This is a genomic window from Nocardioides zeicaulis, assembly GCF_042432345.1.
In the GTDB taxonomy this organism is placed as follows: domain Bacteria; phylum Actinomycetota; class Actinomycetes; order Propionibacteriales; family Nocardioidaceae; genus Nocardioides; species Nocardioides zeicaulis.
The window spans coordinates 2,651,194-2,677,434 of the sequence record NZ_JBHLXH010000001.1 but is presented as its reverse complement, the minus strand read 5'-3'; the positions used below and the strand labels follow the sequence as shown (position 1 = coordinate 2,677,434).

The following is a 26,241-nucleotide window of genomic DNA, read 5'->3' as shown; positions in this document are numbered from 1 at the left end:
CCCGGGGCGCCTTGCCGGCGTCGAGGGCGGGACGGGGGCCGTCCCACGGACCGAGCGCCTCCATCTCGGCGCGTGCCTCCTCCACCGTGCGGAAGCCGAGGGCGTGGCCCGCGCCGAGGGCGGCGAGCTCCTCGGAGATGCCGGCCAGGACCCGGAGGTCGGGCAGCGAGGCGGGGTTGGCGAAGACCGCGTCGAAGGAGCGGGCGCGCCCGTCCCAGGTCACGAAGGTGCCCGCCTTGTCGGTGACCGGGGCCACCGGCAGCACGACGTCGGCCACGCGGGTCACGTCGCTCTCGCGCAGCTCGAGGCTGACCACGAAGCCCGCGGCGTCGAGCGCGGCGCGGAACGCGGCCGGGTCGGCGGTGTCGTCGGGGTCGACGCCGGCGACGACCACGCCGCCGAGGTCGCCCTTGGCCAGCGCGGCCACGATGGCGTTGCCGTCGCGCCCGGCCCTGGCGGGCAGCGAGTCCACGCCCCAGGCGGCGGCGACGTCGACGCGGGCCGAGGCCTCGCCGACGGGGCGGCCCCCGGGCAGCAGGGTGGGCAGCGCGCCGGCCTCGACTGCACCGCGGTCGCCGGCACGACGCGGCACCCACGCGAGGCGGGCGCCGGTGGTGGCGGCGAGCTCGGCGGCGGCCGACAGGGCGCCGTGGGTGCCGGCGAGGCGCTCGCCGACCAGGATCACCGCGTCCTTGGTGACCCCGTGCTCGGCGTCCTTGAGCGAGCCGATCACCTCGGCCTCGGTGCCGGGGGCGGCAGGGACCAGGCGGCCCTTCATCTTGCGCAGCCCGCGCGAGGTCCACGGCGCGACCGAGACGACCTGCGTACGTCCCTTGCGGGCCGCCTTGCGCAGCCGCAGGAAGATCGTGGCGGCCTCGTCCTCGGGCTCGAGGCCGAGGAGCACCACGACGGGCGCGGCCTCGAGGTCGGCGTAGGTCACGTCACCGGTGAGCGCGACGTGTGAGGCCAGGAACGAGGCCTCCTCCGCGCTGTGCGGGCGGGCGCGGAAGTCGATGTCGTGGGTGCCGAGGGAGATTCGCGCGAACTTGGCGTAGGCGTAGGCGTCCTCGGCGGTCAGGCGGCCACCGGTGAGGACCGCCGACGCGCCGGCGTCGCGCAGGCCGCGGGCGGCCACGGCGAACGCCTCGGGCCACGAGGCGGGGCGTAGCACGCCGTCCTCGCGGACCTGGGGGTAGGTGATGCGGTCCTCGGCCTGCGCGTAGCGGAAGGCGAAGCGGTCCTTGTCGCTGATCCACTCCTCGTTGACCTCGGGGTCGTTGCCCGAGAGCCGGCGCATGACCTTGCCACGGCGGTGGTCGACGCGGATCGCCGCCCCGCACGCGTCGTGCTCGGCGACGCCCGGCGTGGAGACCAGGTCGAACGGGCGGGAGCGGAAGCGGTAGTCGGCCGACGTCAGCGCGCCGACCGGGCAGATCTGGATGGCGTTGCCCGAGAAGTAGCTCTCGTAGGGCTCGCGCTCGTAGATCGCGACCTGCTGGAGCGCGCCGCGCTCGGCCAGGGCGATGAACGGGTCTCCGGCGACCTGCTCGGAGAAGCGCGTGCAGCGCGCGCACAGCACGCAGCGCTCCCGGTCGAGCAGCACCTGGGCGGAGATGTTGATCGGCTTGGGGAAGGTGCGCTTGACGCCGCCCTTCTCCGCGAAGCGGCTCTCGCCGCGGCCGTTGCTCATTGCCTGGTTCTGCAAGGGGCACTCGCCGCCCTTGTCGCAGACCGGGCAGTCGAGCGGGTGGTTGATCAGCAGGAACTCCATGACGCCCTGCTGGGCCTTGTCGGCCACCTCGCTGGTCGCCTGGGTGTTGACCACCATGCCCTCGGCCACCGGCAGGGTGCAGGAGGCCTGGGGCTTGGGGAAGCCGCGGCCGTTGCCGGCGTCGGGGATGTCGACCAGGCACTGGCGGCACGCGCCGACGGGGTCGAGCAGCGGGTGGTCGCAGAAGCGCGGGATCTGCACCCCGACCTGCTCGGCGGCGCGGATGACCAGCGTGTCCTTCGGGACGCTGACCTGGACGCCGTCGATGGTCAGCGTGACCGTCTCGACCTCGGTGCGCGCGGGGGTGGTCGTCATGCGTCGGCTCCCACGGGGGTGCTGGTCTCGAAGGCGGTGGAGGCGGCCGGGTCGAACGGGCAGCCGCCGTGGGTCAGGTGGGCGAGGTACTCGTCGCGGAAGTGCTGGATCGAGCTCGAGATCGGGCTGGTGGCACCGTCGCCGAGCGCGCAGAACGAGCGGCCCAGGATGTTGTCGCACTGGTCGAGCAGCAGGTCGAGGTCGTCCTCGCTGCCCTGGCCCTTCTCGAGCCGCGCCAGCGTCTGCGTGAGCCACCACGTGCCCTCGCGGCAGGGGGTGCACTTGCCGCACGACTCGTGCTTGTAGAACTCGGTCCAGCGCAGCACGGCGCGCACCACGCAGGTGGTCTCGTCGAACAGCTGCAGCGCGCGGGTGCCGAGCATCGACCCCGCGGCACCGACGGACTCGAAGTCGAGCGGGACGTCGAGGTGCTCCGGCGTCAGCAGCGGCGTGCTGGACCCCCCGGGGGTCCAGAACTTCAGCTCGTGGCCCTCGCGCATGCCGCCGGCGAGGTCGATGAGCTGGCGCAGCGTGATGCCGAGGGGCGCCTCGTACTGACCCGGGCGCGCGACGTGGCCGGAGAGGCTGAAGATGCCGTGGCCCTGCGACTTCTCGGTGCCCATCGAGGCGAACCACTCGGCGCCGCGGGTGATGATGGCCGGCACCGAGGCGATCGACTCGACGTTGTTGATGACCGTCGGGCTGGCGTAGAGGCCGGCGACCGCGGGGAACGGCGGACGCAGGCGCGGCTGGCCGCGACGGCCCTCGAGGCCCTCGAGCAGCGCCGTCTCCTCGCCGCAGATGTACGCGCCGGCGCCGGCGTGCACGATGAGGTCGAGGTCGTAGCCCGAGCCGTGGATGTTCTTGCCGAGGTGGCCGGCGAGGTAGGCCTCCTGCACCGCGCGCTGCAGGCGCCGGATCACGTGGAGGACCTCGCCGCGGACGTAGATGAACGCGGTGTGGGCGCGGATCGCGTAGGAGCTGACGATCACGCCCTCCACCAGGGTGTGGGGCGTGGCCATCATCAGCGGGATGTCCTTGCAGGTGCCCGGCTCCGACTCGTCGGCGTTGACCACGAGGTACTTCGGGCGCGGGTTGTCCTGCGGGATGAAGCCCCACTTCATGCCGGTCGGGAAGCCGGCGCCACCGCGGCCGCGCAGGCCGGAGGCCTTGACGGTCTCGATGACCTCGTCGGGCGTCATCGCGAACGCCCTGTCGAGGGCGTCGTAGCCGCCGCGCTCCTCGTAGGCCGCGAGGGTCCACGAGCGCTCGGTGTCCCAGTTGTCGGTGAGGACCGGGGTCAGCACGTCGGTCACTTGCCCTCTCCCTTCTCGTCGGACGCGGGCGCCGGCGGGGTCGTCGTGGGGGCCGTCCAGCCCTTCTCGCGGGCGATGGAGAGCCCCACGAGCGAGGCGGGTCCGGCGGACGGGCCCTCGTCGGCGCGGTCGTCGGGGAACCCGGCGAGCACCCGCTCGGCCTCGCGCCAGGTGCACAGGCGCGGGCCGCGGGTGGAGTGGACCTCCTTGCCGGCGCGCAGGTCGTCGACGACCCGGACGGCGGACTCGGGGGTCTGGTTGTCCATGAACTCCCAGTTGACCATCATCACCGGGGCGTAGTCGCAGGCCGCGTTGCACTCGAGGTGCTCGAGGGTGACCTTGCCGTCCTCGGTGGTCTCGTCGTTGCCGACGTCGAGGTGCTCCTTGAGCCGCTCGAAGATGAGGTCGCCGCCCAGGACCGCGCACAGCGTGTTGGTGCACACGCCGACGTGGTAGTCGCCGACCGGCTTGCGCTTGTACATCGTGTAGAAGGTCGCCACGCCGTTGACCTCGGCGGCGCTGATGCCGAGGATCTCCGCGCACGCCTCGATGCCCTCGGGGGTGACCTTGCCCTCGACCGACTGCACGAGGTGCAGCATCGGGAGCAGTCCCGAGCGGGCCTCGGGGTAGCGGGCCGCGATCTCGCGCAGCTCGTCCCACGTCTTCGCGTCGAGACGCGACTCGGTGCTCATCGGCGGGGTCCCCTCGGAGTTGTCGGACGGAGGAGCGGAGCGGAGGAGGTCGAGAACTTCGTGGGGTGCCTCATCGGTCGACTCCTCCCATCACGGGGTCGATGGAGGCGATCGCGACGATCACGTCGGCGACCATGCCGCCCTCGCTCATCACGCTCGTGGCCTGCAGGTTGGTGAACGACGGGTCGCGGAAGTGCGCCCGGAACGGGCGGGTGCCGCCGTCGGACACCACGTGGGCGCCCAGCTCACCGCGCGGCGACTCGACCGGGACGTAGGCCTGGCCGGCCGGCACGCGGAAGCCCTCGGTCACCAGCTTGAAGTGGTGGATCAGCGCCTCCATCGACTCGCCCATGATGTGGCGGATGTGGTCGAGGCTGTTGCCCATGCCGTCGCTGCCGATCGCGAGCTGGCTGGGCCAGGCGATCTTCTTGTCGGCGACCATGACCGGGGCGCCCTCGAGGCCGGCGAGCCGGTCGGCAGCCTGCTCCACGATCCGCAGGGACTCCCACATCTCGTTGAGCCGGATGCGGAAGCGGCCGTAGGAGTCGCACGTGTCCCAGGTCTGGACGTCGAACTCGTAGTCCTCGTAGCCGCAGTAGGGCTGGGTCTTGCGCAGGTCCCAGGCGTAGCCGGTGGAGCGGAGCACCGGACCGGTGATGCCGAGGGCCAGGCACCCCGCCAGGTCGAGGTGGCCGACACCCTCGAGGCGGCCCTTGAAGATCGGGTTGGCGTTGCAGAGCGCGGCGTACTCGGGCAGGCGCTTCTTCATCAGTGCGATGAAGTCGCGGATCTCGTCGAGCGCGCCGGGCGGCAGGTCCTGGGCGACCCCGCCGGGGCGGAAGAACGCGTGGTTCATCCGCAGCCCGGTGATGAGCTCGAACAGGTCGAGCACCAGCTCGCGCTCGCGGAAGCCGATCGTCATGACGGTCAGCGCGCCGATCTCCATGCCGCCGGTCGCGATCGCGACGAGGTGCGACGACATCCGGTTGAGCTCCATCAGGAGCACCCGCATGACCTGCGCCTTCTCCGGGATGTCGTCCTCGATGTCGAGCAGGCGCTCCACGCCCAGGACGTAGGTGGCCTCGTTGTAGAACGGCGAGAGGTAGTCCATCCGGGTGCAGAAGGTCGTGCCCTGCACCCAGGAGCGGTACTCCATGTTCTTCTCGATGCCGGTGTGGAGGTAGCCGATGCCGCAGCGCGCCTCGGTGACCGTCTCGCCCTCGAGCTCGAGGATCAGCCGGAGCACGCCGTGGGTGGACGGGTGCTGCGGGCCCATGTTGACCACGACCCGCTCCTCGGCCGACTCGCCGATGCTCTGCGTGACCGAGTCCCAGTCCTGGCCCGTGACGGTGAAGACGCGGCCCTGGCTGGTGTCGCCGGGCGCTGCGTAGAAGTCCTGTTCGGTCGTCATGTCAGTTGTAGCTCCTGCGCTGGTCGGGCGGCGGGATGCTGCCGCCCTTGTACTCCACGGGGATCCCGCCGAGCGGGTAGTCCTTGCGCTGCGGGTGGCCCGGCCAGTCGTCCGGCATGAGCACCCGGGTCAGAGCGGGGTGGCCGTCGAAGACCAGCCCGAACATGTCGTACGTCTCCCGCTCGTGCCAGTCGAGCGTCGGGTAGATGCTCACCAGGCTCGGCACGTGCGGGTCGGAGTCCGGCACCGAGACCTCGAGCCGGATGCGTCGGTTGTGGGTCATCGACGTCAGGTGGTAGACGGCGTGGAGCTCGCGGCCCGCGTCGTCGGGGTAGTGCACGCCGCTGACGCCGGAGCACAGCTCGAAGCGCAGCGCCTCGTCGTCGCGCAGCATCTGCGCCACGAAGGGCAGGTCCTCGCGCCGGACGTGGAAGGTGATCTCGCCGCGGTGCACCACCACCGACTCGATCGCGTGGGTCAGGTCGGTGGCGCCGAGGCGGGCCTCCAACGCGTCGGCGACCTCGTCGAACCAGCCGCCGTAGGGACGCTGGGTCGGCGCGGGGAAGACCTTCGCGCTGACCAGGCCGCCGTAGCCGGAGGTGTCGCCCGAGCCGGTCACGCCGAACATGCCGCGACGCTCGCCGACCGAACGGACCTCGTGGGTCGGGGCCGGGACGTTCTCCGGGGACTGCTCGGGCGCCGGCTGTCCCACACCGCTGCCGGTGCCGGTGGCGTCCTTGGCCTTCTCGAGGTTGCGCTCCTCGGCCGGGCGGGCGGACTCGTTCTTGTCGGACTTGTCGTCGGTCTTGCCGTCGGTCTTGTCGTCGGTCTTGTCGTCGCTCACCTGAGCAGGCCCTTCATCTGCGAGGTCGGCAGCGCGCGCAGCGCCGCGGTCTCGAGCTCCTCGATCTCGCTCTTGCGGTTCGCGCCGAGCTTGGTGTGCTGGACCTGGTCGTGGAGCTTGAGGATCGCGTCGATGAGCATCTCCGGGCGCGGCGGGCAGCCGGGGAGGTACATGTCGACCGGGACGACGTGGTCGACGCCCTGCACGATGGCGTAGTTGTTGAACATGCCGCCCGACGAGGCGCACACGCCCATCGCGAGCACCCACTTCGGCTCGGGCATCTGGTCGTAGATCTGGCGCAGGACGGGGGCCATCTTCTGGCTCACGCGACCGGCCACGATCATCAGGTCGGCCTGGCGCGGGCTGGCCCGGAAGACCTCCATGCCGAAGCGCGCGAGGTCGTACTTCGGGCCACCCGTCGTCATCATCTCGATGGCGCAGCAGGCCAGGCCGAAGGTGGCGGGCCAGAACGACGCCTTGCGCATGTAGCCGGCCACCCCCTCGACGGTGGTCAGCAGGACGCCTGACGGCAGCTTCTCCTCGAGTCCCATGGCTTTTCCCTCAGTCCCAATCAAGTCCGCCGCGGCGCCACACGTAGGCGTAGGCGACGAAGACGGTGGCGATGAACAGGACCATCTCGACCAGGCCGAACAGGCGCATCGCGTCGAAGTGGACGGCCCACGGGTAGAGGAAGATGATCTCGATGTCGAAGACGATGAAGAGCATCGCGGTGATGAAGTACTTCACCGGGAAGCGGCCGCCGCCGACGGGCTGCGGCGTCGGCTCGATGCCGCACTCGTAGGAGTCGAGCTTGGCGCGGTTGTAGCGCTTGGGCCCGGTGAACGCGCTGATGGCGACGGAGAAGACCGCGAACCCCGTCGCGAGGAGTGCCAGCGCCAGGATCGGCGTGTAGAGCTGCATCGCTTCCCTTCCGGTGAGCCGCGCGCCGCTGCCGGCATGTGACCTTGTGAAGCACTTCACGAGTGGCGCGCGCCACAGTCTAGGACTCCGGTGCGGCGTGCGTCACGCCGGGGTCGTGACCTGGCTCACGTGTCGCGCAGCCGCCCTGACCTGCGCATTTAGGTCATCCGGACGTGCCCTAATTGGCGGCGGCCGGTGCAGGTCGGAGGGGAGGATCAGCGGAGGGGCAGGCAGAGGATCAGGCGGTGGCGCGGTGCAGGGCGACGATGCCGCCGGTGAGGTCGCGCCACTCGGGCGCCTTCCAGCCCGCCTCGGCGATCATCGCGGCGAGGCCGGGCTGGTCGGGCCACGCCCGGATCGACTCGGCGAGGTAGACGTAGGCGTCGCTGGCGCTCGCGGTCACCGACGCAATCCTCGGCAGGGCGCGCATGAACCCGTCCATGTAGAGCGAGCGGAACGCGCCGTTGGTGGGCGTGCTGAACTCGCACACCACGAGCCGACCGCCGGGACGGGTGACGCGGAGCATCTCGCGCAGCCCCGCGACCGGGTCGACGAAGTTGCGCAGGCCGTAGGAGATGGTGACCGCGTCGAAGGTGTCGTCGAGGAAGGGCAGGCGGGTGCCGTCGCCGGCGACGAACGGCAGCGAGGGCCGGTCCTTCTTGCCCTGCTGCAGCATCCCGACGGAGAAGTCGCACGGCACCGCCGTGGCGCCGTGGGCGTAGAACGGCTCGCTGGAGCAGCCGGTGCCGGCCGCGAGGTCGAGGACGAGGTCGCCCGCCCGGGCGCCGACCGCGTCGACCATCGAGCGGCGCCAGCTGCGCTGGATGCCCGCGGTCATCAGGTCGTTGGTGAGGTCGTAGCGCCTCGCGACCGTGTCGAACATGCGTCGGACGTCGGTCGGTTGCTTGTCCAGGTCAGCGCGGGCCACGCGCCGAGCGTAGGCGTCCGGTCCCCGGGACGTGCAACGCGGGGCTGTCGGCGTACGTCCCTACACTCGGGGACCACCAGACCGGGACCGGCCCCGAGCCGGACCGAGGGGGAGGAACGACCCGTGCCGCACCGACACCTGCACCCGTCCGCGCGAGGCCTGACGGCGTGGCTGGCAGCGCTCCTGCTCGCGCTCACCTGCTTCGTCACCGCCCCGGCGACGGCCGCGCAGGACTTCGAGCCCCTCCGCCCCGGTGACACGGGCTGGCGGGTGCGCGAGCTGCAGAGCCGGCTGCACCAGCTCGACCTGCACTCCGAGGTGGTCACCAGCCGTTTCGACGCCGAGACGCAGACGGGCGTCGCGACCTTCCAGCGGCGCCGCGGCTGGAACGCCGACGGCGTGGTCGACCAGCGCACCTGGACGAAGATCGTGGCCCGCACCACCGAGCCCACCTCCGACGCCCTCCACAACGTCTACACGCCCGGGCGACCGCTGCTCCAGCGCGGTGACCGCGGGATGTTCGTGCGCCAGGTGCAGGCCCGGCTCGAGCAGGTAGACCAGTACGACGGCGACGTCACCGGCCGCTACGCCCGCACGACCGTCGCCGCCGTCGAGGGCTTCCAGGCCGAGCGGCGGATCCCGGTGACCGGCCAGGTCGACCGCCGCACCCTCGACCGGCTGAAGGAGATGACGCGCGAGCCCACCCGCGCCGAGCTGTTCAACATCGTCCCGGCCGGTCCGCCGCTCGACCCGCGTTGCACCACCGGGCGCGCGATGTGCGTCGACAAGTCGTCGCGCTCGCTGCGCTGGGTGGTCGACGGCGTGGTGCTGAAGACGGTGGAGGTGCGTTTCGGCTCCGACGAGCTGCCGACCCGCGAGGGGGCGTTCGCGGTCTACCGCAAGTCGCGCGACCACGTCTCGAACCTCTACGGCACCTCGATGCCGTTCGCGATGTTCTTCTCCGGCGGCCAGGCGGTGCACTACTCCCCCGACTTCGCCGCCAACGGCTACGACGGCGCCTCCCACGGCTGCGTCAACGTGCGCGACCGCGCGGCGGTCGAGTGGCTCTTCGACCGGGTCAGGATCGGCGACGCGGTGATCGTCTACCGCTCCTGACCCGGGCGGTCGGCTCAGGGCGTCAGCGAGAACGCCGAGTCGAGCTGCGCACCGCCGCGACCGCGGCGCGGCAGCGAGGTGGCCGCGTCCACCTCGACGACCGCGGGGGCCGGCACCGGCACGACGAGGTGCTCGGCGTTGAGGTCGAGCCGGACGGCGGGGTGGTGGGCGATCCGGCCGATCCGGAAGCCGAAGGTCGTGGCCAGCGCGCTCACGGTGCGGTGCACCCGGCCGTCGAGGGCCAGCACCTTGAGCCGGCCGCCCCACCAGGGTGCGAGCGTGGACACCTCGTCGGCGAGCTTGCGCTCACGCGAGCTCAGCCGGGCCTCCGCGACCCGCGCGGAGGTGGCGTCGAGCACGTCACGCGGCGCCTCGTGCCACGGAGCGCCGTCGACCCGGCCGGCCTCGACGAGGTCCTCGAGCACCTTCGCGGTGACGTGGTCGAGCAGGAGGTGGGTCGGCGAGACGTGGGCGAGCGCGCCCTCGAGCTCGGCGGGCGTCTCCACCCAGGCGAGGAGGCAGCCCGACGTCAGGTGGGCGTCGCGGACCACTGCGGTGAAGCGGTCGGTGGCCTCGCCGGTCAGCAGGACGACGTCGTCGCCGCGCAGGTCGGACAGCATGCCGGAGGACTCGGGGCGGAACAGCCAGGCCTCGGCCTTCTCGCGCGGCAGGCCGAGCACCGCCCCGGACGCGGCGTCGGTGCGGGCGCGGTCGACCCAGGCCAGCAGGTCGGGCTGTCGCTTGCGCCGCTCGAGGCCCATCGCGCGCAGGCGCTCCCACGAGCGGTCGTCGCACTCGAAGAGCTGGGCGTCGAGGAGGGATGCCTGGCGCAGCAGGGCGAGGCGGCCCTCGTGGTCCACCACGACCAGGCGCACCTCGATGTCGTCGAGCAGGCGACCGACCTCGTCGGGGTCCATGTGCTCGGGCAGGAGCAGCGGCACCGCGCCGGCGACGCGCACGGCCAGCTCGAGCTCGACCAGCCGGGCGCCGGTCGGCACCCGGACGACGACCACGTGGCCGGGTGAGACCCCCGCCTCGATCATCCCGGCCGCCCCGTCGATGACGCGGCGGTAGAGCTCGTTCCAGGTCAGGGACGACCACCCGTCGCCGGAGCGCTCGACGACCGCGACCTCCAGGGCGCGCTCACGCGCGTGGCGTTCGAGCCGCACGAGCGGCGAGGGGTGTGCAGGCACGTCCGGTCTCCTCGTTCCTCCGGGGTTCGTCCGAGATCCGTGCGAAACCTAGGTCAGCCGGCCGCCTCCTGTTCGCCGATTGGCCGATCTCCCGTCACTGGGCTGCACCACCCGGCGTACGCTTCACCCTCGTGACGACCCCTGCGTCCGCCTCCACCGCACCGCTCGTGGTGCGCACCGTCCCGGTGGACCTGGCGGACATCCCGCTCCTCGACCTGCTGCCCGAGCAGGACCCCGTCAGCTGGCTGCGCCGCGGCGAGGGCCTGGTCGGCTGGGGCGTGGCGGCACGGCTCGACACCTCGGGCCCGACCCGCTTCAGCGACGCCGACAAGTGGTGGTCGGAGCTGGTGGCGCGCGCCGAGGTCGACGACCGCGTCGGTGAGCCCGGCACCGGTCCGGTGTGCTTCGGCACCTTCGCGTTCGCCGACGACCCCGGCCACTCCACGCTCGTCGTCCCGCAGGTCGTCGTGGGCCGGCGCGGCGACCGCACCTGGCTGACCACCGTCTCGGTCCCCACGCCCGACCTCGTCGCCGCCCCCGCTCCCCGGCCGCCCGCCGGCATCGCGTTCTCCGACGGCGCGCTCAACGGCGAGGAGTGGATGTCGGTCGTGGCCGAGGCGGTCTCGCGGATCTCCTCCGGCGACCTCGAGAAGGTGGTGCTGGCGCGCGACCTCATCGCCTCGACCGACGAGCCGGTCGACGTCCGCTGGCCGCTGCGGCGCCTCGCCGACGACTACGAGATGTGCTGGACGTTCCACGTCGACGGCATCTTCGGCGCGACGCCCGAGATGCTGGTGCGCCGCGAGCGCGGACTGGTGACCTCGCGGGTGCTCGCCGGCACCATCCGCCGCACCGGCGACGACGAGCGCGACCTCGCGCTCGCCGCCACGCTGGCCCGCTCCTCGAAGGACCTCGAGGAGCACGAGTACGCCGTGCGCTCGGTGGCGGACGCCCTCGAGCCGCACTGCTCCTCGATGAACGTGCCCGAGGCGCCGTTCGTGCTCCACCTGCCCAACGTCATGCACCTCGCGACCGACGTCAACGGCGTCGTCCACGACGAGGCCACCTCGCTCCAGCTCGCCGAGTCGCTGCACCCCTCGGCGGCCGTCGGGGGCACGCCGACGCCCGCGGCGACCGCGCTCATCGCCGAGATCGAGGGCATGACGCGCGACCGGTACGCCGGCCCCGTCGGGTGGATGGACGCCTCCGGCGACGGCGAGTGGGGCATCGCCCTGCGCTCGGCGATGCTCACCGACGCCGGCGTGCGCCTCTTCGCCGGCTGCGGCATCGTCGCCAGCTCCGACCCCGAGGCCGAGCTCGCCGAGTCGCAGGCCAAGTTCGTCCCCGTGCGCGACGCGCTCGAGATCGGCTGATCCGCTCCGGACCGGGCGGCCGCTAGAGGTCCTGGCCCGGCTCGCGGCGCTCGAAGACCTGACCGTCGGGCAGCAGGTTGCCCATGTGGGCCGCGACCATGTCGAGGCCCACGTCGCTGTAGACCCGGTCGTGGATCCCGAGCGCCACGGGGGCGCCGACCTCGCGCACGAAGTCGACCGCCTCCGAGACCTTCAGCCACGGGGCGCTCACCGGCGCGAGCAGCACGTCGACGGCCCGCGGGGGGACGGTGAGCGCGTCGCCCGGGTGGTAGACGCTGCGCTCGCCCGACTCCACGAGGTAGCCCGAGTTGTCGAAGCGGTCGTAGTCGGGGTGGATCACCGCGTGCAGCTCCCCCACCACCTCGACGGACAGCCCGGCCACCTCGAGCCGGTCGCCGGGGCGCACGAGGGTGACGCGCTCGGCCACGTCGGGCGCCTGCTCGCGCAGCAGCCGCTCGACGGCGGCGATCGTCCACACCGGCACGTCGGTGCCGCGCAGGTGGTCGGGGTGCACGTGGTCGGCGTGCTCGTGGGTGACGAGGACCGCGTCGGCGCCCTCCAGCGCGGCGGCGTCGGTGAACACCCCGGGGTCGATCACGAGGACCTGGCCGTCGTGCTCGAGGCGTACGCAGGCGTGCCCGTGCTTGGTGATCCGCATGCGGTCCAGCCTAGGCCCGCGGGCGCCGGACGGACCCGCACGCACGGCACCACCTGTCACACCCGTCACAGTGGACGGTTCGGCCGAAGAATCGGTGCGATCCCCGGCCCCCGGTTATGGTGAGGGCGCCTCCGACGGGTGGAGTGCCCCGGGGGACCACGTTTTCGCACCCGACTCGAAAGAGAGTTCACATGTCTGCACGCCGCGTGCTCGCAGGCAGCGTCGCCGCGCTGCTCCTGCCCGCGTCCCTGCTCATGAGCACCGAGGCCGGCACTGCTGCCGGTTCGGGCGCCGCGCCTGCCGCGGCGTCGTCCTCGGCGTTCACCAAGGCCGGCCAGAAGATCTCGCTGGAGGTGCTCCCGCAGATCGTCCAGCAGGGTCGCGGCACCGCCAGCGCAGCCTCGGCCAAGGCCGCCGTCACGGCGACCATCAAGCCGGTCAAGGTCGGCCGCCCGGTCGTCCTCGAGCAGCTCCAGGGCACCTCCTGGAAGAAGGTCGCCAAGGCCAAGCAGGACAAGGCCGGTCGCGCCCAGTTCGCCGCCGCCGTGTCCAAGGGTGGCGCGGCGCTGACCTACCGGGTCACCGCCCCCAGCTACAAGGGCCTCAAGTCCTTCACCAGCGGCAGCGCCGACACCTCGCAGTGGCTGACCCCGACGTTCTCCGACGAGTTCTCCGGCTCCACGCTCAACCCCGTGTGGAGCATGCGCGGCCAGGACTACGAGCCCACCAGCAAGCGCAAGTGCTCCAAGGGCTCCCCGAAGGCCGTCAAGGTCGGCGGCGGCGCGCTGCGCCTGAGCGTCATCAAGGACAAGTCCGCCAAGGGCAAGTGCCTCGCGGTCTCGCGCAAGGTGAAGAAGAAGATCTCCTACCGCCTCAACGGCCACATCGGCACGCAGGACGCCTTCAACTTCAAGTACGGCGTCGCGGCGGCCCGCATCAAGATGCAGAAGCTCCAGGGCCAGCACGCCAGCTTCTGGCTGCAGCCGGTCGGTGAGAACCACCCGGGCAGCGACGGTCACGAGATCGACGTCATCGAGTACTTCGGCGACAAGCACCCCCAGGGCGGCCTCACCAGCTTCATCCACTGGTACAAGGGCCAGCGCCTGATCAAGACCGGCTCGTGGATCAAGGACTCGAAGTCGTTCCTGAAGAACAAGGGCGACGGCTGGTCGAAGAACTACCACGTCTTCTCGGTCCAGTGGACCCCGAAGGCCATCATCATGCGCATCGACGGCAAGGAGACCTGGCGCACGTCGGCCCGCGTGTCGAAGGCCCAGCAGTACCTCATCCTGAGCCTGCTCGCCTCCGACTACGAGGCGCTGGAGATGCCCGACTCCAAGCTCCCCCAGCACATGTACGTCGACTGGGTCCGCGTGTGGGAGACCCCGCAGGCCTGATCGACTGACGCACCACGCACGACCCGGTCCGCGCGCTGGACCTTCCTCAGGGAAGGACCAGCGCGCGGATCTTTTCGTCCAGCTCCCGGCGGTTGTCGCGGCGCACGCGCGCCTCGACCACCTCGATGCCGCCGTTGGGCGAGGCGAGGGCCTGCTCCAGCTCCGGCAGGCTCTCGACCCGCAGGTGGGGCACCCGGGCGGCGGCGCAGAGGCTCGCCAGGTCGACCCCGTGCGGGGTGCCGAACAGCGTGTCGAACCGGTCGGCGTGCTCTGGTGCGCCCTGCTCCAGGGTCGCGAAGATCGAGCCACCGTCGTCGTTGACCACCACGATGGTGAGGTCGGGCCGCGCCTCGCGGGGGCCGATGACCAGCCCCGTCGTGTCGTGCAGGAACGTCACGTCACCCACGAGGGCCAGGGCGCGCGTCGAGTGCGGGCGCCCGAGCGCCGCGCCGATCGCGGAGCTGAGGGTGCCGTCGATGCCGGCCAGGCCGCGGTTGGCGATGACCATGCGACGGGCACCGACGTCGTAGCGCGCCACCATGAGGTCCAGGTCGCGCACCGGGTTGGACGCACCGACGAAGAGCAGGCCGCCCGGCGGCAGCGCGCGGCTCACGGCGCCGGCCACCTCGTGCGGCGTGAGGTCGGGCTCGGCGGCGAGCAGCCGGTCGAGGGCGCGCGAGACCGCGCGGTCGGCCGTGCGCCACTCCTCGAACCACGCGGGGTCGTCAGCCCCGGCCAGCAGCAGGTGCTGCGCCTCGTGGTCGACCGGGTAGGGGCGGGCGCTCCACATGCCGCGGTGCGTCGCGGCGACCACCTCGACGTCGTCGCGCGCGAGCAGGCGGGAGACCGGCCGGGACAGCGTGGGGTGGCCGAGGACGACGACGCGCTCGACGCGGCGCCCGAGCGGGCCCGCGAGCAGCAGGCGGTAGGTGCGGATCGCGTGGTCGCCGGTGCGCGAGCCGCTGGACGGCTCGGCCAGCAGCGGCCAGCCGGCGCGCTCGGCGAGGTTGCGGGCGAACGGACCGGCGTCGTCGCCGGCGACGACCACCGTGCGCGGCCCCGTCTCCAGCACGTGCTGGCTCTGCGTCGGGCCCGGGTCGGTGTCGGTCCACACGGGCGCCTCGCCGCCGTCCCAGCCGTCGTCGTCCGGCAGGAGCGGCTCGTCGAGCTGGACGTTGAGGTGGACCGGGCCACGGTGGTGGTGCAGGCGCACGAACCCGAGCAGCTCCTCGAGGTCGGCCACCGCCACGTCGAGCGTCGGCGCGAACGGACCGAACACACCGGCCTGGTCGGTGGTCTGGTTGGCGTCGGTGCCCCGGAGGCGGGCGGGCCGGTCGGCGGTCACCACGACCAGCGGGACGCCCGCGTGCGCCGCCTCCATGACGGCCGGGAGGAGGTTGCCCACCGCCGTGCCCGAGGTGCAGACCACGGCGGCCGGGTTGCGGCGTACCTTCGCCAGGCCGAGCGCCAGGAAGGCGGCGGTGCGCTCGTCGATGCGGGTGTGCAGCCGGAGCCCGCCCGCCTGCGCCGCGTCGAAGAGCGCGAACGAGAGCGGTGCGTTGCGCGACCCGGGGGCCAGCACCACCTCCTCGACGCGGGCGCCGCGCAGGGCGGTCACGACCGTGCGGGCCAGGACGGTCGAGGGCTGGGTCACGAGGCCTGATCCTGCCCTACCGCGGCCAGCCGGGCCTCCCAGTGCGCCACCCGGTCGGGCGGCGCGGCGAGCCGGGCGAGCGCGGCCTCGTCGACCACCGGTCGGCCCACCGGCAGCATCCCGTCGACCGGCAGGAGCGGCTCGGCGACGACGTCGTCGGTGAGCAGCTGCACGGTCGCGAGCCCGCAGGCGTGGTGGAGCTCCGGCAGGGCCGCGGCGAGCGCCACCCCGGCCGCGATGCCGACGCTCGACTCCACGGCGCTCGACACGACGACGGGCAGGCCGATGTCCTCGGCGATCCGCAGGCAGGCCCGGACCCCACCGAGCGGCTGGACCTTGAGCACCGCGACGTCGGCGGCCTCGAGGTCGCGCACGCGGTAGGGGTCCTCGGCGCGGCGGATCGACTCGTCGGCGGCGACCGGGACGTCGACGCGACGGCGCACGAGCGCGAGGTCCTCGACGTCCATGACGGGCTGCTCGACGTACTCCAGGCCTCCCGCGGCACGCTCCAGCGCCGCGATCGCGCGGACCGCCTCGTCGACGTCCCAGCCACCGTTGGCGTCGACCCGCACCAGCCCGCCGGGGCCGAGCGCGTCGCGCACCGCCTCGACCCGGGCGAGGTCGTCGGCGAGCACCTGCCCGCGCTCGGCGACCTTGACCTTGGCGGTCGTGCAGCCGCCCGCCCGCACGATGGCGTGCGCGCGCTCGGGGTCGGTCGCCGGGACGGTGACGTTGACCGCCACCCGGTCGCGCAGCGGTGCGGGCCAGCCGACGTCGGCCGCCTCCCGGGCGCAGGCCAGCCACGGGCGCGACGTGACGTCGTCGTACTCCAGGAAGGGCGACCACTCGCCCCACCCGGCGTCACCACGCACCAGCACGCCCTCGCGAACGGTGATGCCGCGGAAGCGGGTGCGCATCGGGATCGAGAAGACGTGGGTCACAGCGCCGCCCGGATCGCCTGGCGGTCGACCTTGCCGTTGGACAGCAGCGGCAGGGCGTCGACGCGGACGACGGTGCGGGGCGCCCACGACCGGGGGTGGACCTCGCCGACCCAGTCGCGCAGGCCCGCCTCGTCGGCGTCGCCCACCACGACCGCGACGACGCGGTGGCCCCACTCCTCGTCGGGCACCGCGAGCACCTCGGCGTCGACGACGCCGGGGTGCTGGCGCAGCCGCTCGGCGACGGCGGGCAGCGGCACCTTGACGCCGCCGGAGACGGCGACGTCGTCGACCCGTCCCGTGACCTGCAGCCGGCCGTCGGGGTCGAGGCGTCCGGTGTCGGAGGTGACGAACCAGCCGTCGACCAGGGCCTGCGCGGTCAGGTCGGGGTCGCCGTCGTAGCCGGCGAAGATCGTCGGCCCGCCGAGGCGGATCCGGCCGGTGGCGTCGAGCACGACGCCGACGCCGTCGAGCGGCACGCCGTCGTAGACGCACCCGCCCGCGGTCTCCGACGAGCCGTAGGTCGTCACGACGTGGACGCCGCGCTCCTCCGCGCGCCGGCGCAGGTCGCGGTCGAGGCCGCCGCCGCCGACGAGCACCGTGTGGAGCCCGGCGAGCGCCGCCGCCTGGTCGTCCTCGGCGAGCAGCCGGTGGAGCTGGGTCGGCACGAGGGAGGTGAACAGGGGTCCCTGCCCCGCAGCACGTACGGCCGCCGCCACGTCGAGGTCGGGGACGAGGACCGGGTCGTGCCCGGCGACGAGCGAGCGGACGACGACCTGCACCCCGGCGACGTAGGACGACGGCAGCGCGAGCAGCCAGCGCCCCGTCGCTCCGAGGCGAGCAGCGGACGCCGCCACGCTCGCCAGCACCGCCTCGCGCGGCAGCACGACACGCTTGGGCCGGCCCGAGGAGCCGGACGTCTCGATCACCAGCGGCGGCGGCGCGTCGTCGCCCAGCCAGCCGGAGAGCTGCGCGACCGCGGCCGGCGGGTCGTCCGAGGGGCGCAGCAGGGTCACCCGCCCCACGCTAGCGGTCGTAGGGTCGGGGCCATGAGCGCCTACTGGATCTGCACCTACCGGGCCGTGCACGACGCCGACAAGGTCGCGGCCTACGCCGAGCTGGCCGGACCGGCCATCCGCGACGGCGGCGGCCGCTTCCTCGTGCGCGGCACGCCCGAGCGCACCTACGAGCACGGCGAGGCCACTCGCACCGTCGTCATCGAGTTCCCCTCGGTCGAGGCGGCCGTCGCCACCCACGACAGCGACGCCTACCAGCAGGCCCTGGCCGCGCTCGACGGCGGCGCCGACCGCGACCTGCGCATCGCCCCCGGGGTGGAGTAGGTGGCCACGGACTGGCGGGCCGACACCGTCGAGCTGCTCCGCGCGCTGGTGCGGGAGGCCGAGCCCGACGTCGTGGAGGAGGCGAAGTGGAGGAAGGCCTCGAACCCCGACGGCGTCCCGACCTTCTCCCTCGACGGCCTGGTGTGCACGCTGGAGACCTACAAGGACAAGGTCAAGGTGCCCTTCGCCCGCGGCGCCTCCCTGCGCGACCCCTCCGGCGTCTTCAACGCCAGCCTCGACGCCGGCACCCGCCGTGCGCTCGACGTCCACGAGGGCGAGGAGGTCGACCGCGACGCGTTCGTCGCCCTCGTCCGCGCCGCCGTCGCCGCCAACCGCGCCTGACGTCCGGGCGGCTGCGTGTGACGTCCGTCGCGCCGTAAATCGGAGGCGGGTGTCGGTGCCGCGGGAGAGGATGGACGGCGATGCTCACCGCCCTGAAGAACTACGCCAGACCCCCGTCGACCCTCGCCGGGCGGCTGTCGCTGCAGTCGCTCATCTTCGCCTCCGGCGACGGTGCCTTCATCGCCGGCTCGGCGGTGTTCTTCACCCTCGTCGTCGGGCTCTCGCTGGGCCAGGTCGGCATCGGCCTGACGGTCGCGGCGGTCTCGAGCTTCTTCGTGGCGGTCCCGATGGGCAAGCTCGTCGACCACTTCGGCCCCAAGCGGATGTGGTCGCTCAGCGCCGTCATCCAGGGTGCGCTGTTCCTGGCCTGGCCGTTCATCGACAGCTTCCCCGAGTACGTCGCGCTCGCCGTGGCGATGGAGGTCGCCGGCACGCTCAGCGGCACCGCCCACGGCGCCTACGTCATCGACGTGCTGCCACCGTCCGAGCGGGTCGAGTCGCGGGCCTACATGTACTCCGCGCTCAACGTCGGCTTCAGCGTCGGCGCCTTCCTCAGCGGCGGCGCGATCGCCTTCGGCACCGACGTGCTGCGCTGGGCGCCCGTCCTGAGCGCGGTGCTCTTCCTCGCCAACGCCGGTGCCATCCTGCGCCTGCCCGACGCCACCCACGACGTCCGCAGCAGCGAGCCGCGGGTCAAGCCCGAGGGCACCCCGGCGATCCGCAACCGCAGCTGGATCGCGGTGACCTTCTTCACCGGCGTGATGTGGACCAACCAGGTGCTGCTCCACACCGTCATCCCGGTCTGGCTGGTCACCGAGACCGACGCCCCCAAGGTGCTCGTCGCCGTCCTCTTCGGCACCAACACGGTGATGTGCATCGTGCTGCCGCGGCTGGCGTCGCGGGGCATCCACGACGTCGGCACGGCCCTGCGCGCGGTGCGGCTGTCCACCTTCTTCTTCGTGCTCACCTGCCTCATCACGCTGGCCACCCACGAGACGGTGGGGTGGCTGACGATCGCGATGTTCTTCCTCGGCCACGTCGTGCTCACCTGGGCCGAGCTGTTCCTCTCCGCGTCGGGCTGGACGCTCGAGGCCGAGCTGATGGACCCGCGGCGACGGGGCGACTACCAGGGCGTGGCCGAGCTCGGCAGCACGCTCGGACGCTTCTGGGCGCCGGCCGTCTACGGCTTCCTCGCCATGCAGTGGGGCGCCTTCGGCTGGCTGACGATCGCGCTGATCGTGGCGCTGGCCGCGACGGGCCTGCACGCCTCCGCGCACGCGGGCCGTCGCTGGCTCGAGGAGCACGTGCCCGCCGACGTCCTCGCGGACGCGAGGGCCGATGCTCCCGCCCCCGCGGAGGTCGCTCCTGCCGGGCCGCCCACGATGCTGGAGCCCGAGGCGCCCCTGCCAGAATCCACCGGTGACCTCCTCCGCTGACTGGATCGCCGGCGCCCGCCCGCGCACCCTCCCCGCCGCCGTGGCGCCCGTCCTCGCCGGCACCGGTGTCGCGGCACACGCCGACGCCGCCGTGTGGTGGAAGGCCGCGCTGGCCCTGGTGGTGAGCCTGGCCCTGCAGGTCGGGGTCAACTACGCCAACGACTACTCCGACGGCATCCGCGGCACCGACGCCGACCGGGTCGGGCCGATGCGACTGGTGGGGTCGGGTGCGGCCACGCCGGGGGCGGTCAAGGCAGCGGCGTTCGCCGCGTTCGGCGTGGCGGCGTTGGCCGGCCTCGTCCTGGCGGCGACGACTGCCTGGTGGCTGGTCGCGGTCGGCGCGGTGTGCGTGGTCGCGGCCTGGTACTACACCGGCGGCTCCACCCCCTACGGCTACCTCGGCCTCGGCGAGGTCATGGTCTTCGTCTTCTTCGGGCTGGTCGCGGTGATCGGGACGACCTACGTGCAGGTCGAGGCGTGGGACTGGGCGGCCCTCTACGCCGGGATCGGCATCGGCGCCCTCGCCTGCGCCATCCTGGTCGCCAACAACCTGCGCGACATCCCCACCGACACGGTCGCCGGCAAGCGCACCCTCGCGGTCCGGCTCGGTGACGAGCGCACCCGCTACCTCTACGCCTTCCTCGTGCTGGTCGCGGCCGCCGCGGTGGTCGCGGTCGCCGCGGCCACGACCTGGTGGGCGCTGCTCGGGCTCGCCTTCCTCGTCCGCGCCGTCCCGCCTGCACGCGCGGTCCTGGGCGGCGCGACCGGCCCGGCGCTCATCCCGGTGCTCGCCGCGACCGGCGCCTCCGAGCTCTTGTGGTCGCTGCTCGTCGCCGCGCCGCTGCTCCTGGCCTGAGCCCCGCGCCTGCCCGGCCGATAACCCGTGGCCGCCTGGCCGGGCCGCTGGCTAGCGTGACGACCGTGGACTACCAGCACGCCATCCTCGACCTGTCCGACGACTCCGAGGAGGCCGTCGCCCGGCGGCGCGGGTGGATCACCGCCGTGCTGCGCGGGTTCCGCGAGGACCGGCCCAGCGACGAGCTCGTCGACCGCTGGGTCACCCACTACCGCGCCGACGCGGCCACGGCGCGCGGCGCCTGGCTGCCCGAGGGCGAGCTCGGGTCGGGGCCGCTGCCGGTCGCGACGTACGCCAGCCTCGACAAGACCCTCAACGCGGGGCGCGAGCTGCTGCCGCTGCGGATGATCACCGACGTCACCACCAGCCCCAGCCACCGCCGGCGCGGGCTGCTGCGGCAGATGATCGAGGCCGACCTCGCCGACGCCGTCGAGCAGGGTGTCCCGATGGCCGCGCTGACCGCGTCCGAGGCCACGATCTACGGCCGCTGGGGCTTCGGCCCGGCGACGTTCAACACCCTCGTCGAGGTCGACGCCACGCCCGGCTTCGCCCTCCGCTCCTCCGCCGACCCCGGTCGAGTGGAGCTGCTCGAGCCCGACGTCGCCTGGCCCCACGTGAAGGCCGTCTTCGACGCCTTCCACGCCCGCCAGCGCGGGTCGGTGGAGTGGCCCGTGCAGTACGAGGACATCCACAGCGGCGCCTTCGACTTCAACGGGGGCGGCGCCAACCGCAAGATCCGCACCGCGCTCCACGTCGACGCCGACGGGGCCGTCGACGGCTTCGCGGTGTTCAAGCACGGCGAGGACTACTCCCTCACCGTCGAGGAGATGATCGCGTTGCCTCCCGAGGCCCAGCTCGGCCTGTGGGACTTCCTGGCGCAGATGGACCGGATCAAGAAGCTCACCTTCAGCCTGGCGCACCCGGACGACCCGCTGCGGTGGGCCCTGGCCGACGTCGACCGGTTGAAGGTGACCGGCACCCGCCACTTCCTGTGGCTGCGCGTCCTCGACGTGCCGCGCGCCCTCGCCGCGCGCCCGTGGAGCTCCGACGGCACCGTGGTGCTCGAGGTGGCGGACGCGCAGGGGTGGGCCGCGGGACGCTTCGAGGTCACCACCCGCGACGGCGTGGCGACGGTGACCCGCACCGGGTCCGACGCGGACGTGCGGCTCGACGCCGAGACCCTCGCGACCCTCTACCTCGGCGGCGTACGCGTGGTCGAGCTGCAGCGGGCGGGCCGGCTGGCCGGCGACCCGGGGGCGCTGGGACGCCTCGCCGCAATGGCGGACCTGACCGACGAGCCCTACAGCCTCACCGGCTTCTGAGGCCCGTGCCCGCAGGGGCGGGTCAGTCCCGGTCCTCGCGGGCCTTGCGCTCCTCGAACGCCGCGGCGGCCCGCGAGGCGCGCAGCTCGACCCGGCGGGCGAAGGCCTCGCGCTGGCGGTCGAGCAGGAAGTAGGAGGCGATCCCGGAGATGAGGAACGCCGCCACGAGGGCCCAGAACAGGTGGACCTGGCCGTCGAGCAGCAGCGCCATCACCCCGACGACGACCCCGAACGAGGCGAGCAGCAGCACGATCCGCAGGGCGGTGTAGGTCACGAACTCCTTCACCCCTCCAGCCTAGGCGGGGCTGGCTACATTGGAGGAATGCTGAAGGTCCTGCTGGTGGTGCTCCTCATCGCGCTGGCGGTGTGGGCCCTGGTGCGTGTCGTGCTGCGGCGCATCGACGGCCCGGCCGGCCAGCCGCCGCGGGTGGTCGGCCCCGACGACGACCCCGACTTCCTACGGGGTCTCGACCGGCGCCGGCGCGACCCGGAGGACGACTGAGCGCTCCGCCTCGGCGCCGTTGGCGTAGGAGTGCTGGCTGCTGGTGCTGAAGAAGTTGATCCCGATGAAGTTGAACCACAGCGTCGCGACACCCACCAGCGCCAGGATCGCCGCGTTGCGCCCGCGCCAGCCCGCGGTCGCCCGGGCGTGGAGGTAGGCGGCGTAGACCACCCAGGTGATGAACGCCCACACCTCCTTGGGGTCCCAGTTCCAGTACGACGACCACGCCTGGTGCGCCCAGATCGGGCCGGAGATGAGCACGCCGAAGGTCCACACCGGGAACCCGAAGGCGTGCATCCGGTAGGAGATGCGGTCGAGGGCCGCCAGCTCGGGCAGGCGCGCGAGGTAGCCGGTCTGCTTCGTCGAGCGGGCCTTGAGCAGGTAGAGCGCGGAGGTGATGCCGCCGAGGGTGAAGGCACCGGTGGCGATCACGGCGGCGACGACGTGGATCACCAGCCAGTACGACTCGAGGGCCTCGGTCAGCGGCGCGACCGGCTCGTAGAGCCACAGCACGTCGGCGAGCATCACGCAGAGGGTGAAGCCCACCACGATCGGGCCGAGCCACGACAGCCGCCAGCGGCCGGTGGTGGCCAGGAACAGCGCGACCACCACGAAGGTGCCGCTGAGGGTGAACTCGTACATGTTGCCCCACGGCACCCGGTTGGGGTCGGCGGCCGCGCCGCGCCCGACCAGGGCGACGAGGTGGGCGAGGGCCGCGATGCCGGTGAGCAGCAGCCCGAGGCGCCCGAACATCTCGGGGCGCTCCGAGCTGAGGTCGTCGATCGCGTCCGGCGACGGTGCCCCGACCTCGTCGGCCGCCCCTCCGGCGCCGACGGCGACCTGCGCCTGACGGCGTACGGGGACGTCGCGCAGCGCCGCCCACTGGACCGCGTAGGCCAGGAGCGCGAGGAAGTACACGACCCCCGCCGCGGCCACGGCCTGGTTGCTGAGCGTCTCCCACTGCAGGTCGGTCACGATGACACCCCTTCGTCCTTCTTCAGTGCTGCCACGATCGCGGCCAGCTCGTCGCGCCCGTTCTCCGGATCGCCACCGGAGGACCGGTCGAGCCGAGCCACCTCCACCAGTGTGCTCCCGTCCTCGCGACGGCGGGCACGCACCCACAGCCGGCGCGGCCGCACGAAGAGCGAGCCGAGCAGGCCGAGCAGGGCCAGCACCACACCGGTGAGCGCGACGAGCTTGCCCGGGGTCCGGCTGATCTGGATCTTGTTCCACCGCTCGAGGCCCTCGAACGTCACGCTGCCGAGGCCGTTCGGCAAGGTGACGGTCTCGCCGGGCCGCAGGTCCATCCGGAACGGCTGGCCGTTGGGCTTCATCAGCTGCGTGGTCCTCGACTTGTCGAGGACGTAGACCGACGAGCCGGTCCCGTCGTCGAGGCCGACGTCGCCGGTGTAGACGAACAGCGACGCGAGGGGGTCGAGGGCGTTGCCGAAGGCCGAGCTCGGCATGGTGAGCCTGCCGTCGGCGTCGCGGCCCATGGCGAACGTCGGGTAGAAGGTGCCCTCGAGGCCGATCTGGGTCGGCTCGGCGTCGGGGGCCTTGACGACGCCGAACGACTCGAAGGTCTGCGCGTTGGTCGGCAGGAAGACCTGCGGCCCGGACTGCGCGATGTTGCCGTCGCCGTCGCGGATCGTGATGACGGGGGCGTAGCCGTGACCGATGAGGAAGACGTCGGTGCCGCCGATGGAGAGCGGGTGGTTGACCTTGAGGTCGTACTCCTGCTCCGGCGCACCCGGGTCGGTGCGGTAGGTGAGGTGGGAGACGAACTTGCGCGCCATGCCGACCCGGCGGCTCTCCGGGTCGGTGATCCACTCCACGTCGAAGCTGTCGATGGTGAAGGAGAACGGCTCCATGGCCGCCTCGTCGAACAGGCTGCCCGGCGCGAAGTCGTCGTACTGGGTGAGGCTGTTGGAGAAGCCGTAGTCCTTGCCGACGAACAGGATGACGCCGCCCTTGTAGCCGAACAGGCTGCCCACCGCGACGCCGACCAGCACCACGATCACCGCGAGGTGGAAGACCAGGTTGCCGGCCTCGCGCAGGTGGCCACGCTCGGCGGCGACGGCGTCGGACCCCTCGGGCCGGTCGACGCGGTAGCGCCGGCGGCGCACCACCTTCGCGGCGCGGGCCAGCACGACCTCGGGGGCCTCGTCGGTCTCGTAGGACGTCGACTCCGGAAGGCGCGAGAGGTGTCGGGGGGCCTTCGGCGGCTTGGCGCGCAGCGCGCGGGCGTAGACCAGCAGGCGGGGCACGATGCAGCCCACCAGCGAGACCATCAGCAGGATGTAGATCGCGGAGAACCACACCGAGCCGTAGACCGAGAACAGGTCGAGGCGGTCCCAGACGGGCGCGAGCCGCGGGTGGTCGTCGCGCCACTGCGAGACCTTGAGGGAGTCGATGTCCTCCTGGGGGATCACCGACCCCGGGATCGCCGCGAGGGCGAGCAGGAGCAGCAGCACCAGCGCGGTGCGCATCGAGGTGAGCTGGCGCCACGACCAGCGCACGAGCTCGCGCGCGGTCATGTCGGTGGGCATCGGCGTCGCCTGGCGGGCGTCGGAGGGACGCTCGGCGGCGCGGCGCTGCTCGAGGTCGGTCACAGCGCCGTCCCGAAGCCGACGACCGAGCCCTGGAGCTGCTGCAGGAGCACGTCCCACCAGCCGGTGAGCAGCAGGACGCCGACGACGACCATCATCGCGCCGCCGAACCGCATCACCAGCACCTGGTGGCGGCGGACCGCCGCGAACGCACCGAGCATCCGGCGGTAGGCCACCGCGGCGGCGATGAACGGCAGGCCGAGCCCGAGGGCGAAGACGGCGGACAGCACCGCGCCGCGGCCCGCGGTGGCCTCGTTGACCGACAGCACGTTGATCGCCGCGAGCGTGGGGCCCACGCAGGGCGTCCAGCCCACGCCGAAGAGGAACCCGAGGAGCGGGGCGGCCGCAAGACCGACCGCCGGCACCTTGTGGATGCGCCAGTCGCGCTGGAGGAAGCCGATCCCGCCGAGGAACGCGACCCCCAGCAGGATCGTGATGACCCCCAGGACGATGTTGAGCTGCTGGTAGTGGCCGAAAAGCCACGCCCCGGCGGCCCCGGTGAGGCTGCCGAGGAGCACGAACACGACGGCGAAGCCGAGCACGAACAGGACCGCACCGGCCACCAGCCGGCTGCGCCGGGCGTCCTCGAGCTCGGCGCCCGAGATGCCGCTGGCGTAGGAGAGGTAGCCCGGCAGCAGCGGGATCACGCAGGGGCTGAAGAACGAGATGAGGCCGGCGACCAGCGCCACCGGGAGCGCGAGGAGCAGCGAGCCCGACAGGGCGGTCTGCTGGAACCAGTCGCTCACTTCTCGGCTCCCTCGACGAGGTCGACGAGGGTCGTCGGGGTCGGCACCCGCCCCTGGACCGACGCGGCGATCCGGCCCTCGGCGTCGAGCACGACGGTGCTGGGGATCGAGCGCGGGTTGAGCGTGCCGGCGAAGGCCAGCAGCGCCGAGCCGTCGGGCGAGTAGATCGAGGGGTAGGGCACGTCGAAGCCGCGGACGTAGGAGCGGGCCGGGTCGGCGGAGGAGTCGCGGATGTTGAGCCCGACGAAGGCGGCGCGGTCGCCGAGCTCGGCGGCCGCCTCGTTGAGGTCGGGTTGCTCGACGCGGCACGGCGGGCACTGCGACCACCACACGTTGACCACGACGGGCTTGCCGCGCAGGTCGGCGAGGTCGACGGCCTCGCCGTCGAGGTCGGTGCCGGTCAGCTCCACCGGTGATCCCCGGTCGACGGCCTTGACCTCGGTGGGCACGCCCTCGCCCGTGATGTAGCCCTTGTCACCGGTGCCGGACAGGCTCGAGCAGCCCGTGACGAGGAGCAGGCAGGCCGCGAGGAGCAGGCGTACGACGGTGGCGCGCATGACG

General features: G+C 72.8%; 26 protein-coding genes and 1 pseudogene. 9 read left to right on the top strand and 18 right to left on the bottom strand.

Features of this window, described 5'->3' with window-relative positions:
- The 8 genes and pseudogenes from ACFFJG_RS13145 to ACFFJG_RS13110 form a co-directional block, all read right to left on the bottom strand.
- Positions 1–2,086 (bottom strand): NADH-quinone oxidoreductase subunit G (locus tag ACFFJG_RS13145; RefSeq protein WP_378519494.1); only part of this gene is annotated, 2,086 nt, incomplete at its 3' end.
- Positions 2,083–3,402, bottom strand: a complete 1,320-nt coding sequence (gene nuoF / locus ACFFJG_RS13140) for an NADH-quinone oxidoreductase subunit NuoF (RefSeq protein ID WP_378519181.1) — start codon at positions 3,400–3,402, stop codon at positions 2,083–2,085. The genes ACFFJG_RS13145 and nuoF, both read right to left, overlap by 4 nt.
- A pseudogene (gene nuoE, locus ACFFJG_RS13135) lies at positions 3,399–4,097 on the bottom strand (NADH-quinone oxidoreductase subunit NuoE); the annotation flags it as partial. The gene nuoF and the pseudogene nuoE, both read right to left, overlap by 4 nt.
- Before the next feature lie 67 nt (positions 4,098–4,164).
- Positions 4,165–5,505 (bottom strand): NADH-quinone oxidoreductase subunit D, encoded by a 1,341-nt coding sequence (locus ACFFJG_RS13130; protein WP_378519180.1) that lies wholly within the window; start codon positions 5,503–5,505, stop codon positions 4,165–4,167.
- A gap of 1 nt (position 5,506) precedes the next feature.
- Complete coding sequence (locus ACFFJG_RS13125; protein ID WP_378519493.1) at positions 5,507–6,217, bottom strand: NADH-quinone oxidoreductase subunit C; 711 nt, start codon at positions 6,215–6,217, stop codon at positions 5,507–5,509.
- Positions 6,218–6,345: 128 nt separating this feature from the next.
- Entirely contained in the window at positions 6,346–6,900 is a 555-nt protein-coding gene (locus tag ACFFJG_RS13120) for a NuoB/complex I 20 kDa subunit family protein (RefSeq protein ID WP_378519179.1), read from the bottom strand.
- 10 nt (positions 6,901–6,910) lie between these two features.
- The gene (locus ACFFJG_RS13115) at positions 6,911–7,270 is read right to left on the bottom strand and encodes an NADH-quinone oxidoreductase subunit A (protein WP_378519178.1); all 360 of its coding nucleotides are present in this window, start codon (positions 7,268–7,270) and stop codon (positions 6,911–6,913) included.
- A 238-nt stretch (positions 7,271–7,508) separates the two neighbouring features.
- Entirely contained in the window at positions 7,509–8,198 is a 690-nt protein-coding gene (locus ACFFJG_RS13110; protein WP_378519177.1) for a demethylmenaquinone methyltransferase, read from the bottom strand.
- Between the two features lie 123 nt (positions 8,199–8,321).
- Between ACFFJG_RS13110 and ACFFJG_RS13105 the strand changes: the two genes are divergently transcribed.
- A complete protein-coding gene (locus tag ACFFJG_RS13105; protein WP_378519176.1) occupies positions 8,322–9,314 on the top strand; it encodes a L,D-transpeptidase family protein in 993 nt (330 codons plus the stop codon).
- A gap of 14 nt (positions 9,315–9,328) precedes the next feature.
- Here the strand turns inward: ACFFJG_RS13105 and ACFFJG_RS13100 are convergent, their stop codons facing one another.
- Positions 9,329–10,507 carry an AMP-binding protein gene (locus ACFFJG_RS13100; protein ID WP_378519175.1) on the bottom strand — a complete coding sequence of 393 codons (1,179 nt, stop codon included), beginning with the start codon at positions 10,505–10,507 and terminating at the stop codon, positions 9,329–9,331.
- A 131-nt stretch (positions 10,508–10,638) separates the two neighbouring features.
- On the opposite strand from ACFFJG_RS13100, the gene ACFFJG_RS13095 reads away from it, so the two are divergent.
- On the top strand, positions 10,639–11,880 hold the full coding sequence (locus ACFFJG_RS13095; protein WP_378519174.1) for an isochorismate synthase: 1,242 nt from the start codon (positions 10,639–10,641) through the stop codon (positions 11,878–11,880).
- Between the two features lie 22 nt (positions 11,881–11,902).
- Here ACFFJG_RS13095 and ACFFJG_RS13090 read toward each other — a convergent pair whose 3' ends face one another.
- Positions 11,903–12,538 carry an MBL fold metallo-hydrolase gene (locus ACFFJG_RS13090; RefSeq protein WP_378519173.1) on the bottom strand — a complete coding sequence of 212 codons (636 nt, stop codon included), beginning with the start codon at positions 12,536–12,538 and terminating at the stop codon, positions 11,903–11,905.
- A gap of 191 nt (positions 12,539–12,729) precedes the next feature.
- On the opposite strand from ACFFJG_RS13090, the gene ACFFJG_RS13085 reads away from it, so the two are divergent.
- On the top strand, positions 12,730–13,935 hold the full coding sequence (locus ACFFJG_RS13085) for a glycoside hydrolase family 16 protein (protein WP_378519172.1): 1,206 nt from the start codon (positions 12,730–12,732) through the stop codon (positions 13,933–13,935).
- Between the two features lie 46 nt (positions 13,936–13,981).
- Here ACFFJG_RS13085 and menD read toward each other — a convergent pair whose 3' ends face one another.
- From menD to ACFFJG_RS13070, 3 genes are read right to left on the bottom strand one after another with little or no spacing between them, the layout of a single operon-like run.
- Complete coding sequence (gene menD, locus ACFFJG_RS13080; protein WP_378519171.1) at positions 13,982–15,589, bottom strand: 2-succinyl-5-enolpyruvyl-6-hydroxy-3-cyclohexene-1-carboxylic-acid synthase; 1,608 nt, start codon at positions 15,587–15,589, stop codon at positions 13,982–13,984.
- On the bottom strand, positions 15,586–16,530 hold the full coding sequence (locus ACFFJG_RS13075) for an o-succinylbenzoate synthase (RefSeq protein WP_378519170.1): 945 nt from the start codon (positions 16,528–16,530) through the stop codon (positions 15,586–15,588). The genes menD and ACFFJG_RS13075 overlap by 4 nt, the downstream gene beginning before the upstream one ends.
- Complete coding sequence (locus ACFFJG_RS13070) at positions 16,527–17,543, bottom strand: AMP-binding protein (RefSeq protein WP_378519169.1); 1,017 nt, start codon at positions 17,541–17,543, stop codon at positions 16,527–16,529. The genes ACFFJG_RS13075 and ACFFJG_RS13070 overlap by 4 nt, the downstream gene beginning before the upstream one ends.
- Positions 17,544–17,576: 33 nt before the next feature.
- Here ACFFJG_RS13070 and ACFFJG_RS13065 point away from each other — a divergent pair, with 33 nt between their 5' ends.
- From ACFFJG_RS13065 to ACFFJG_RS13045, 5 genes are all read left to right on the top strand, one after another.
- On the top strand, positions 17,577–17,867 hold the full coding sequence (locus ACFFJG_RS13065) for a DUF1330 domain-containing protein (RefSeq protein ID WP_378519168.1): 291 nt from the start codon (positions 17,577–17,579) through the stop codon (positions 17,865–17,867).
- Positions 17,868–18,209: a DUF1801 domain-containing protein gene (locus ACFFJG_RS13060; protein WP_378519167.1), complete on the top strand. Its 342-nt coding sequence runs from the start codon at positions 17,868–17,870 to the stop codon at positions 18,207–18,209.
- 80 nt (positions 18,210–18,289) lie between these two features.
- Positions 18,290–19,645 (top strand): MFS transporter, encoded by a 1,356-nt coding sequence (locus tag ACFFJG_RS13055; RefSeq protein ID WP_378519165.1) that lies wholly within the window; start codon positions 18,290–18,292, stop codon positions 19,643–19,645.
- On the top strand, positions 19,629–20,501 hold the full coding sequence (locus ACFFJG_RS13050) for a 1,4-dihydroxy-2-naphthoate polyprenyltransferase (protein ID WP_378519164.1): 873 nt from the start codon (positions 19,629–19,631) through the stop codon (positions 20,499–20,501). The genes ACFFJG_RS13055 and ACFFJG_RS13050 overlap by 17 nt, the downstream gene beginning before the upstream one ends.
- Positions 20,502–20,566: 65 nt before the next feature.
- Complete coding sequence (locus ACFFJG_RS13045) at positions 20,567–21,823, top strand: GNAT family N-acetyltransferase (RefSeq protein WP_378519163.1); 1,257 nt, start codon at positions 20,567–20,569, stop codon at positions 21,821–21,823.
- A gap of 22 nt (positions 21,824–21,845) precedes the next feature.
- Here ACFFJG_RS13045 and ACFFJG_RS13040 read toward each other — a convergent pair whose 3' ends face one another.
- On the bottom strand, positions 21,846–22,109 hold the full coding sequence (locus tag ACFFJG_RS13040; protein WP_378519162.1) for a DUF4229 domain-containing protein: 264 nt from the start codon (positions 22,107–22,109) through the stop codon (positions 21,846–21,848).
- Between the two features lie 36 nt (positions 22,110–22,145).
- Between ACFFJG_RS13040 and ACFFJG_RS13035 the strand changes: the two genes are divergently transcribed.
- A complete protein-coding gene (locus ACFFJG_RS13035; RefSeq protein ID WP_378519161.1) occupies positions 22,146–22,325 on the top strand; it encodes a hypothetical protein in 180 nt (59 codons plus the stop codon).
- On the opposite strand, the gene ccsB is transcribed toward ACFFJG_RS13035, so the two are convergent.
- The 4 genes from ccsB to ACFFJG_RS13015 are packed head-to-tail and all read right to left on the bottom strand — an operon-like array spanning position 22,281 to position 26,237.
- Positions 22,281–23,300, bottom strand: a complete 1,020-nt coding sequence (gene ccsB, locus ACFFJG_RS13030; RefSeq protein ID WP_378519160.1) for a c-type cytochrome biogenesis protein CcsB — start codon at positions 23,298–23,300, stop codon at positions 22,281–22,283. The two genes, ACFFJG_RS13035 and ccsB, sit on opposite strands and share 45 nt — an antisense overlap.
- Positions 23,297–24,937, bottom strand: coding sequence for a cytochrome c biogenesis protein ResB (resB, locus tag ACFFJG_RS13025; protein ID WP_378519159.1), 1,641 nt, complete (start codon positions 24,935–24,937; stop codon positions 23,297–23,299). Before resB ends, ccsB begins: the two co-directional genes overlap by 4 nt.
- The gene (locus ACFFJG_RS13020; protein WP_378519158.1) at positions 24,934–25,680 is read right to left on the bottom strand and encodes a cytochrome c biogenesis CcdA family protein; all 747 of its coding nucleotides are present in this window, start codon (positions 25,678–25,680) and stop codon (positions 24,934–24,936) included. Before ACFFJG_RS13020 ends, resB begins: the two co-directional genes overlap by 4 nt.
- Positions 25,677–26,237: a TlpA family protein disulfide reductase gene (locus tag ACFFJG_RS13015; protein WP_378519157.1), complete on the bottom strand. Its 561-nt coding sequence runs from the start codon at positions 26,235–26,237 to the stop codon at positions 25,677–25,679. Before ACFFJG_RS13015 ends, ACFFJG_RS13020 begins: the two co-directional genes overlap by 4 nt.
- Positions 26,238–26,241: the final 4 nt, after the last annotated feature.

Bases quoted from the DNA above. Each gene is read 5' to 3' on its own strand.
- ACFFJG_RS13130 (WP_378519180.1), bottom strand. From the start codon at position 5,505: ATGACGACCGAACAGGACTTCTACGCAGCGCCCGGCGACACCAGCCAG.
- ACFFJG_RS13120 (WP_378519179.1), bottom strand. From the start codon at position 6,900: ATGGGACTCGAGGAGAAGCTGCCGTCAGGCGTCCTGCTGACCACCGTC.
- ACFFJG_RS13115 (WP_378519178.1), bottom strand. From the start codon at position 7,270: ATGCAGCTCTACACGCCGATCCTGGCGCTGGCACTCCTCGCGACGGGG.
- ACFFJG_RS13090 (WP_378519173.1), bottom strand. From the start codon at position 12,538: ATGCGGATCACCAAGCACGGGCACGCCTGCGTACGCCTCGAGCACGAC.
- ACFFJG_RS13085 (WP_378519172.1), top strand. From the start codon at position 12,730: ATGTCTGCACGCCGCGTGCTCGCAGGCAGCGTCGCCGCGCTGCTCCTG.
- ACFFJG_RS13065 (WP_378519168.1), top strand. From the start codon at position 17,577: ATGAGCGCCTACTGGATCTGCACCTACCGGGCCGTGCACGACGCCGAC.
- ACFFJG_RS13055 (WP_378519165.1), top strand. From the start codon at position 18,290: ATGCTCACCGCCCTGAAGAACTACGCCAGACCCCCGTCGACCCTCGCC.
- ACFFJG_RS13035 (WP_378519161.1), top strand. From the start codon at position 22,146: ATGCTGAAGGTCCTGCTGGTGGTGCTCCTCATCGCGCTGGCGGTGTGG.
- ACFFJG_RS13015 (WP_378519157.1), bottom strand. From the start codon at position 26,237: ATGCGCGCCACCGTCGTACGCCTGCTCCTCGCGGCCTGCCTGCTCCTC.